A 9335-nucleotide genomic window follows, 5' to 3' on the forward strand; every position below is an offset into this window, starting at 1 on the left:
TCAGATGTGTACAAGAGACAGGAGACGATGGCCGGAGGGGGGCGGGTCGTCGGCGGCGAGGTGCGCGTGTACCGATCCGTGGCGCCGGGGCAGCACGTGCGACGGCGCGGTGACGACATCCCCGCCGGCGCCCTCGCCCTGGCCGCAGGCACCCTGCTCACCCCGCCCCGGATCGGCCTGCTCGCCGCCATCGGCCGGGCCTCGGTGTCCGTGCGCCCGCGCCCCCGGGTGGCGGTGATCTCCACCGGCAGCGAACTGGTGCAGCCCGGTCGGCCGACCGGTCCCGGGCGGATCCACGACAGCAACGGGTTCGCCCTGGCCGCCGCCGCCCGCGATGCCGGCGGGCAGCCCTACCGGGTCGCGGCCGTCGTCGACGACCCGGCCGAACTGCGCGCGGTCCTCACCGAGCAGCCGGGCCGCGCCGATCTGATCGTCACCACCGGCGGGGTCAGCGTCGGTGCCTACGACGTGGTGAAGGCCGCGCTGAGCGGACCGGAGGCGCCGGCCGGCTCGGTGGAGTTCCACCGGTTGGCCATGCAGCCGGGGAAGCCCCAGGGGTTCGGGGTGCTGGTGGGCGCGGCGGGGGAGCGGGTGCCGCTGCTGGCGCTGCCGGGGAATCCGGTGAGCGCCCACGTCTCCTTCGAGTTGTTCGTCCGCCCGGCGCTGCGGGCGCTGGCCGGTCGTCCCGACCTCCACCGCCCCCGGGTCGGGGCCGTGCTCGCCGCCGACCGGATTCTGACCTCCCCGGAGGGCAAGCGGCAGTTCCTGCGCGGCCGGCTCGTCGATCCGGGACGGGACACCGAAGGCTCCGACGGCCCCGACGGCTCCCACAGCTCGGGAGGGACCGGCGTCGGCTCGGGAGGGGTCGGGGAGGGGCTCGCGGTGCGCCCGGTCGGGGGAGCCGGTTCCCACCTGGTGGCCGCGCTGGCCCGTGCCGACTGTCTGATCGTCGTCCCGGAAGAGGTCACCGAGGTGGCGCCGGGCACCCCGGTGGAGGTCGTCCTGCTGGACCGCGACCCCTGAGCGGGTCCGTTCCGCCGCGGCCCGCCCCGTCCGCCCGGGGCGCCGTCGTCGGGGGGAGCCCGGCCAGGCGGTACCGTTGCGCCTCATGAGCAGTGCGCATTCCCCCGGCGGCCTCACCCACCTGGACGAGACGGGAGCCGCCCGGATGGTCGATGTCTCGGCCAAGGAGATGACGGTCCGCACCGCGCGGGCCACCGGCCGGGTCCTGGTCTCCCCGCGTGTGGTGGAGCTGTTGCGGGGCGTCGGTCTCCCCAAGGGCGACGTGCTGGCCGTCGCCCGGATCGCGGGGATCATGGGGGCCAAGCGGACCCCCGACCTCATCCCGCTGTGCCACCCGCTGGACATCTCCGGGGCGAGTGTGGAGCTGACGGTGGCCGACGAGGCGGTGGAGATCACCGCCACCGTCCGCACCACCGGGCGCACGGGGGTGGAGATGGAGGCGTTGACCGCCGTGACCACCGCGGCCCTCACCGTCGTGGACATGGTCAAGGCCGTGGACAAGGCCGCCGTGATCGCCGACGTGCGGGTGGAGGAGAAGACCGGAGGGGCCTCCGGGGACTGGGGACGGCCCCGATGAGTCGGCGGGAGACGCCCCGACCGACGGATCCCGCCCCCGGCGCCCACACCGAGGCCGCACACCCGGCCGCGCCCCCGCGCGCCCTCGCCGTCACCGCCTCCAACCGCGCCGCCGCCGGCGTCTACGCCGACACCGGCGGTCCGATCATCGTGGCGGCACTGGAGCGTCTCGGCTTCGCCGTGGAGGGTCCGCAGGTGGTGCCGGACGGCGAGCCGGTGGAGGCGGCGCTCCGCGCGGCGGTCGAGGCCGGGTACGCCGTCGTCCTCACCACCGGCGGCACCGGGCTGACCCCCACCGACCGCACCCCGGAGGCGACGAGGGCGGTCATCGACCGCGAGGTGCCGGGCATCGCGGAGGCGATCCGGGCCGCCGGCGCCCCGAAGGTCCCGACCGCGGCACTCTCGCGCGGGCTCGCCGGAATCGCCGGGAGTACCCTGATCGTGAACCTGCCCGGTTCCACGGGAGGGGTGCGGGACGGGCTGGCCGTTCTCGAGCCCCTCCTGCGGCACGCCGTCGACCAGATCGGGGGCGGGGACCATCCCCGACCGGCGGCGCCCGCGTCGGGAACGGGCGGGGAGTCCGACCATCCCGGCCGGACGACGGACCACGGGGACCCGCGATGAATCACCACTGGCCGGTCGAACTGGTGGACGGCGATGTCGTCCTCCGTCCGATACGACAACGCGACCACCGGAGCTGGCGCGAGGTCAACCACCGCAACCGCGAGTGGCTCAGGCCCTGGGAGGCGACGGTTCCGCCACCCCCGCCCGGCCATCTGGCGCCCCGTCGGCCGACCTTCCGGCAGATGGTCCGTCATCTGCGGTCGGAGGCGCACGCGGGGCGGATGTTCCCCTTCGTCGTGGAGTACCGGGGGCGTCTGGTCGGCCAGTTGACGGTGGCCGGGGTGGCCTGGGGGTCGATGTGTTCGGCGCACATCGGTTACTGGATCGATCGGGAGGTCGCCGGGCGCGGGGTGATGCCCACCGCCGTGGCGCTGGTCACCGATTTCTGCTTCCGCACGGTGGGTCTGCACCGTCTGGAGATCTGCATCCGGCCGGAGAACGGGCCGAGTCGGCGGGTGGTGGAGAAGCTCGGGTACCGCGAGGAGGGGCTGCGTCCCCGGTACCTGCACATCGACGGCGACTGGCGCGATCACCTGATCTTCGCGTTGACCTCGGAGGAGGCCCCGGAGAGCCTGGTGGAGGAGTGGCGGGGACGGCGTGCGGGAGCCCGCGACCGTGAGAGCGGCGGGGCGGGCGGCGCCGGGGAGGAGGGGACGCGGTCGGTCGAATGGGTCGTTCCCCCACCGGCGGAGGAGGCCGGCAAACCGGGGTTCGGCTTTCCCGCACCCCAGAAATAGTACAGATTTTCGATTTACCCGGTACGGCTTCATAACAATCCGAGGAAATGACCGGATGGAGAAGCCAATCGGGCAACACACCGATCCATTTGGCAGATGGAGTCGCGCCCCTCCCTCTACGGTGGCAGCGTGAACAGCAGTGGGCTCATCTTCGCAATGATCGTCGGCGCCTGGGCCGCGTATCTCGTGCCGATGTGGCTCCGCCGGCACGACGAGCTGAACGACTCCCGCCCGACGGAGCGTTTCAGCACGGCCATCCGGTTGCTGTCCGGCCGCTCCCTGACCGGCCGCCGCAAGCGGCCGCCGGAACCGGGGGCCGAGCCCTCCGAGCCGCGGGCCGGGGACGCCCCCGTCGAACCGTCGGCCGGGGAGACCGAGCTCCGCGCCACCGACCTGCGCGCCTACGCCGATCCGATCACCACCGTCCACGCCGTCGGCCCCGGCGCCGCGGGTGGGACCGCGGAGCGCCCACCGGCCGAGGACGACCCCTCCGCCGTTTCGCTCCCGGCCCGGGTCGCCCGGGCCCGGGTGCTGGCCCGCCGCCGTCGCACCACCATGGTGCTGCTGACCTGCTTCGCACTCGGCGGTGTGGTCACCGCGGCCGCCGGCCGCGCCTGGATCTGGGTCCCCGCGGTGCCCGCCGTGCTGCTCATCGCCTACCTGCGCCGCATCCGCGCCCAGGAACGCCGCCGGCAGAGCGTCACCCTCGACCGCGCCCGGGCCGAGGAGGCCGCGCGCGCCCTGCGCGAGCGCCAGGCCGAGATCATCGCCGCCGCCGGGGCCGCCGAGGAAGCCCCGGCCCGCCGGGAGCCGGAGCGGGAACGGCGCCGCGGGGCGCCCCGCGAGCAGCGCTCCCCCTCCGCGCCCCGGTCCGCCGAACGTCACCGGGCGATCGTGGAACAGACCGATCACGCCGAGTGGCTGGACCGTCAACGACACACCTCGGAGCCGTGCGACGAGGCCGAGCGCTGGGATCCGGCCCCGGTGCCGTTGCCCACCTACCTCAACGCCCCCGTGGCGCCCCGGGACGGTCGTCACCCCGGCGCCGACCTGGACGCACCGGACCTCTGGAGCGCGGCCCCCTCCGCCGCCGTCGAGGCCCGTACGGCGGAGCGCGATCGCTCCGGGGAACACGGGGACCCCGACCCCCGGGAGGACCGTGCGCCCCGCCGTCGGCCGCCGGCCGCACGCGGTCCGCAACGCACCCCCCTGTTCGACCAGTTCGCCGACCCGGATCGCCCCCGCGCCGCCGGCGAGTGATCGGGGGCGGGCAACCGGCGGGGGCGGTCCCGGCGCCCCCGGTCCGCCCCCGCGCCGTCGATTTCGGCCGGGCGCCTCCCGGGTGCTAAAGTCTTCCTCGTTCGCAGGGGCCTGTAGCGCAGCCTGGTAGCGCATCTCGTTCGCAACGAGGGGGTCAGGGGTTCAAATCCCCTCAGGTCCACGTGAAAAGCCGTTCCCGATACCAGGGGCGAGCGGCGTCCGGAATCCCGCCCGATCATCTCGATCGGGCGGGATTCCGCGTTTCCGCCCCGCGGGATCGGATCGGCGCCGCCTCCCCGCGCCTCGGGCGCCGGGGCGACCCGGTCGGCTCAACCGGCGGGGTCGACCACCGTGAGGCGTTTGGTGGCGCGGGTCATCGCCACGTAGAGGTCGCGGACGCCGGCGGGGCGGGCGGCGCGGATGCCGGCGGGATCGACGAGCACGACGGCGTCGAACTCCAGCCCCCGTGACTCGTCGGCCGGTACGAGCACCACCTGTTCCCGCTCCCGTGGGACGGCCGCGAGGTCGCGGACGCGGTCCCGCGGGCAGATGACACCGACGAGTTCCCCCGGGTGCGCCCGCCGGTCCTCCTCGACGAGCCGCTTCACCAGCCCGGCCGCCTCCGCCCCCGTGGTCCCGATCGTGCGCGGAACCGCGCCGTGTCGGATCGACCGGGAGGGCCGCTGTTCCGGGGCCACCTCCGCGAGGAGCGGTGCCGAGGCCCGGAGGATCTCGGCGGTGGTGCGGTAGTTGACGGTGAGGGTGTGCGTCTCGAACCGGTCGCCGACGAAGGGGGAGAGCGCCGCCTCCCACCGGTGGAGGCCGGTGGGCGATCCCGCCTGCGCGAAGTCGCCGACGATCGTCATCGACCGGGACGGGCAGCGGCGCATCAGCATCCGCCACTCCATGCCCGTGAGTTCCTGGGCCTCGTCCACCACGATGTGCCCGAAGAGGTGCTCCGGGGGGCCGTCGATCAGGTGGCGGGCCTCGTCGAGGAGCGCGAGGTCCGCGGCGCCGGCGCCGGTGTTCGCGCCCCCGGCGAGGAGGGCCCTCTCCCCGGGTGTCCACGAGGGCAGCAGGGAGGCGAGCGCGGCCCCGTCGGCGAGGAACTCCCGGAGGGCGGCGGCGGGCTCCAGGCGCGGCCAGACCCGCTCGACCAGGGCGTCGATGCCCGGGTCGTCGATCAGTGATTCCCGGATCGTCTCCCGGTCGAACTCCGGCTGTCCCCCGGCGGTGTCCGGGGTCTCCACACCGAGTCGGCGCAGGTCGGCGGCGGTGGCCCGGTCGGGGTCGATTCCCAGGACCTGCGCGACCTCCGCGTCGATGGTGTCGAGGGTGGCGGCCGCGCGCTCCTCCATCAGGTCGACCAGTTCGTCGACGATCTCCTCCGTGAAGCGTTCCCGGGCGGGGTTGTGGGCGGACGCGTCCCGCAGGGCGGTCCGGCGGGCGCCGTCCACCACGGGGCCGGCCAGGGTCATGGTGTCGTTCCCGATGGTCACGGTCAGCGGCACGCCGTGCGGCCGACGGGTCCCCACCCACCGTGCCAGGGCCTCGGCGAGTTCGGCGCGGCCCTTCGCCGCGGCGACGGCGGCCGGGTCGGTGGCGGTCGGGGTCACCCCGACGAGGTCGGCGGCCGTGGCGAGTCGCACGTCGTTCTCGCCGAGGGAGGGCAGGACGTCGCCGATGTAGTCGAGGAAGCGGTGGTTCGGCCCGTACACGAGCACTCCCCGCTCGGCGACCCGCGGAAAGGCGTACAGCACGTAGGCCGCCCGGTGGAGGGCGACGATCGTCTTGCCGGTGCCCGGTCCGCCCTGCACGACCGTCACGCCGCGGGAGGGGGAGCGGACGATGGCGTCCTGTTCGGTCCGGAGCGTGGCGACCGCCTCGCGCATCCGTCCCGTGCGGGCCCGCCCCAGCGCCTCGGCCAGGGGGCCGTCGCCGACCACGTCCTCCTCGGTGGGCGGGGAGCCGTCGAGCAGTTCGTCGCTGACGCCCACGACGGTGCGGCCCTCCAGACGCAGGTGTCGGCGTCGTCGCAGCCCCAGTGGGGACGCGGCGGTGGCGGCGTAGAAGGGGCGGGCGGCGTCGGCGCGCCAGTCGATGAGCAGCAGTTCGCCGTCCTCGTCGCGCAGCGCGAGGCGGCCGATGTGCAGCGAGGTGCCGGAGGTGGTGTCGACGCGGCCGAAGCACAGCGCGCGTTCGGCCGCCCGCAGTTCCCCGACGATCCGGTTGAGGCGATCGACCTCCAGGTCGCGGGCGTACCGCTCGCCGGGGTTTTCGGGTCGGGTCGCCAGGGCCCGCTCGCGGTCCCGGAGTGCGTGTGCGAGCTCTCGGTCCAGCCGGTGGTACATCGCGTCGACCGCCGCGCGTTCCGCCGCCACCCGGCGTTCGGGGTCGGATCCCGTCGCCCGGTTCCGGGAGGGGGCTCCGGCGGACGGGGCGGTCGCGGGGGCGCCGTCTCCCCCGTTGTCCGCCGGTCGGGGGTTCGCCCGGTTTCCCCGGCGCCCCGGGTTCTCCGTCGTGATGCTCCGCTTCATCCCACACCTTTCACCGTGACCCGTACCGTACACCGTACGACATTCCGGGGCGCGTGCCCCGCGGCCCGGGGTGTCCCACCCTCCTCCCGGAACGGCCGGCCGGGGACGGAGCCGGCCGGGGACGGGGGCACGGCCGGTTCCGTACGGTCCCCGGCCACGGGGCGGCGCCGTGCGCCGGGACACCGTCATAATGCGGCGGTGAGCGAACCCTTCCCCCCGCCACCGGCGGAGCGCATACCCACCGGGGTGCGTCCCTGGCGCACCGAGGATGCCGAGCGGTGGGTCGCCGCCGGCCCCGCACCGTGGGCCCATCCGCTGTGGTCCTGCCTCGCCCTGATCGGTACGGGGCTGTGGGCGATCCTGGAGACACCCGATCCCGTCTGCACCCCCGCGGACCCCTGCGGCGCCGACTGGTGGGGGATGTTCCTGGCCTGCACGGCGCTGCTGGGCGTGTACTGGGTGTGGCGCAGGCCGGGGCTCGCCCTGATCCCGCTCGCCCCGTTCACCGTGCTCCAACTCATCTCTCCCTCCGCCCCGGCGACCACCCCGGTCTCCGCCCGGTTGGGGTTCACGGCGGCCGCGGTGTTCACCGGCGTCGCGCTGTGGGAGCGGCTGGCCGCCCGGAGGCGGCAGCGGGAGCTGATCGAGCGCGCGGCGGGGCCGGAACGCCGTCCGGTGCCCGCCTCCGCCCGGGCGTTCCCGCGCGGCAGGACAACCCTGGCGGTGGCCGGGGCCCTGTTGGCCGTCACGGGCCTGTGCCTGTGGCAGGGCCTGACGACCGAGGCCCGGGAGAACGAACGGGACGCCCGGGCCGAGCGGCTCACGGTGGTGGTGGTCGACCGGGGCGAGGACTCGATCACCGTGCGGCTCCCCGGCGGGGACACCGGGGTCGTGGACACGCTCTTCCCGGGGAGTTACGAGCCGGGCCGTTCCACGGTGGTGTTCGTGGACGGGGACCGGGTCCGATTGGCCGCCGAGCCCTACGACGCCTTCGGGTGGCAGGCGCTGATGCTGCTGTTCGGCCTGCCGGGAACAACCCTGTTGGTGAGCGGCCTCGCCGCGCGGGCCCGGTGGCGCCGGCTGGTGGCGGATCCGGTTCCGGTCCTGCGGGTGCGCGCGACGAACCCCGGCCCCCGGATCCGCACCCGGGTGTTCGCGGTCGACGCCCCCCGGGGCCGACGGCGACCCGCGCTGTCGTGGGTGACGCTGCCGCCCACCGCCCGGGATGTGCCGGGGGCGGACGGGCACCCCGAGGATCCGGATGACCCGGGCTTCCGGGAGGTCCTCGCACGGGCGGCGGAGCAGGCCGGGGACACCTCCCGGGTGGTGGATGCGACGCTGTACGGCGCGGTCGCGGACGGCGCGGAGGCGGTGCTGGTGACCGGGCCCGAGGGGGAATCCGACGGGTTGGTGGAGTGCGGGATCACCCCGGTGCGGGCGCGGTCGCGGTTCCCGGATCCCCCGGACCGTGGCCGTGCGGTGAAGCGCGGGCGACGCGATGCCCTCGCCCGCCGCGTGGGGGAGGAGACGGCGGAACGGCTCGCGGGGGAGCCGCTGGTGGTCCACCCCTCGCCCGCGCGTCGGGTGATGGCGTTCGCCCTGGTGGCGCTCGGGGGACACCTCGTGGGGAGCGCGCTCTCGGCGGCCGTGGAGTGGGGTTCGGCTCTCCCGCTGTTCGCGATGGCGTCGCTGTTCTTCGCCTCCGCCTCCCTGTGGCGGGTGACCGTCGACCGCCGGGGGCTGTGGGTGACCCGGCTGTGGCGCACGACCCGGATCCCGTGGGAGGACATCCGGATGGTCCATCACCGGAACGCCGACACGCTCCGGGTCGTCGACTCCACGGGCCGGGCGGATTTCCTGCCGGTCGGTGGGGCGTTGGAGGAACTGGTGCGGCGCCGGGTCCCCGCCGTGCGGGCGCGGAGCCGGGCGGTGGTGGCGATGTGGATCCTGCCCGAACTGCGGCCCGCGCGGGAGGTGGAGGGCGGGCCCGGGGGGATGCCGATGGGGCCGCTCCTCGTGCTCCTCGGCACGGTGGTGGGCGTGGTGAGCGCGATGTGGGGGTGAGCGTCCCCGCGCGGTGGGATCCGGGCGGCGATGTGCCGGGCCCCGCCGGCGTGTCTTGTGGTGGAGCGCGCTCCGGGTCCTACCGTCTGATGGCATGACGACAACACCCGGAACATCGGACATGAGGGGAAGCGCCGGAACCGTTCGGCGGCAGGAGCCGATCGGCTCGGGCTTCGGGATGCGCAGCACGGCCGAGGAGGTGCTGCGCGGCATCGACGTGGTCGGCCGGACCGCGATCGTCACCGGCGGCTACTCGGGCATCGGCCTGGAGACCACGCGGGCCCTGGCGGACGCCGGGATGCGTGTGGTGGTGCCCGCCCGCCGCCCGGCGGAGGCCCGGGAGGCGGTGACCGGTCTCGGCGACCGGGGGGCCGGCGGGAGCGTGGAGGTGGCGGCGATGGACCTCGCCGACCTCGACGACGTGACGGCGTTCGCCGAGGCGTTCGTGGAGTCCGGCCGTCGCGTGGACGCCGTGATCAACGGCGCCGGGATCATGGCCCTGTCTCTTATACAC

At 75.2% G+C, this 9335-nt stretch carries 8 protein-coding genes and 1 tRNA gene; 8 read left to right on the plus strand and 1 reads right to left on the minus strand.

The window, feature by feature from the left end:
* The 6 genes from FOE67_RS08395 to FOE67_RS08420 all read left to right on the plus strand — a co-directional run.
* A partial coding sequence (locus FOE67_RS08395) for a molybdopterin molybdotransferase MoeA (protein WP_182662071.1) occupies positions 1–1023 on the plus strand: 1023 nt, incomplete at its 5' end.
* Positions 1024–1108: 85 nt separating this feature from the next.
* Positions 1109–1600, plus strand: a complete 492-nt coding sequence (moaC, locus tag FOE67_RS08400; protein ID WP_182662074.1) for a cyclic pyranopterin monophosphate synthase MoaC — start codon at positions 1109–1111, stop codon at positions 1598–1600.
* Positions 1597–2223, plus strand: coding sequence for a MogA/MoaB family molybdenum cofactor biosynthesis protein (locus FOE67_RS08405; protein WP_182662076.1), 627 nt, complete (start codon positions 1597–1599; stop codon positions 2221–2223). The genes moaC and FOE67_RS08405 overlap by 4 nt, the downstream gene beginning before the upstream one ends.
* On the plus strand, positions 2220–2960 hold the full coding sequence (locus FOE67_RS08410; protein ID WP_182662078.1) for a GNAT family N-acetyltransferase: 741 nt from the start codon (positions 2220–2222) through the stop codon (positions 2958–2960). The genes FOE67_RS08405 and FOE67_RS08410 overlap by 4 nt, the downstream gene beginning before the upstream one ends.
* Before the next feature lie 96 nt (positions 2961–3056).
* A complete protein-coding gene (sepX, locus tag FOE67_RS08415; RefSeq protein WP_194444065.1) occupies positions 3057–4220 on the plus strand; it encodes a divisome protein SepX/GlpR in 1164 nt (387 codons plus the stop codon).
* Between the two features lie 107 nt (positions 4221–4327).
* Positions 4328–4401, plus strand: a tRNA-Ala gene (locus FOE67_RS08420).
* Between the two features lie 148 nt (positions 4402–4549).
* Here the strand turns inward: FOE67_RS08420 and FOE67_RS08425 are convergent.
* On the minus strand, positions 4550–6601 hold the full coding sequence (locus FOE67_RS08425) for a HelD family protein (RefSeq protein WP_323384493.1): 2052 nt from the start codon (positions 6599–6601) through the stop codon (positions 4550–4552).
* Between the two features lie 354 nt (positions 6602–6955).
* On the opposite strand from FOE67_RS08425, the gene FOE67_RS30010 reads away from it, so the two are divergent.
* A complete protein-coding gene (locus tag FOE67_RS30010) occupies positions 6956–8821 on the plus strand; it encodes a hypothetical protein (protein ID WP_182662080.1) in 1866 nt (621 codons plus the stop codon).
* A gap of 121 nt (positions 8822–8942) precedes the next feature.
* On the plus strand, positions 8943–9335 hold a 393-nt coding region (locus FOE67_RS08435), incomplete at its 3' end, for an SDR family NAD(P)-dependent oxidoreductase (RefSeq protein WP_182662082.1).

It is taken from the genome of Streptomyces calidiresistens, assembly GCF_014141525.1.
Lineage (GTDB): Bacteria > Actinomycetota > Actinomycetes > Streptomycetales > Streptomycetaceae > Streptomyces > Streptomyces calidiresistens.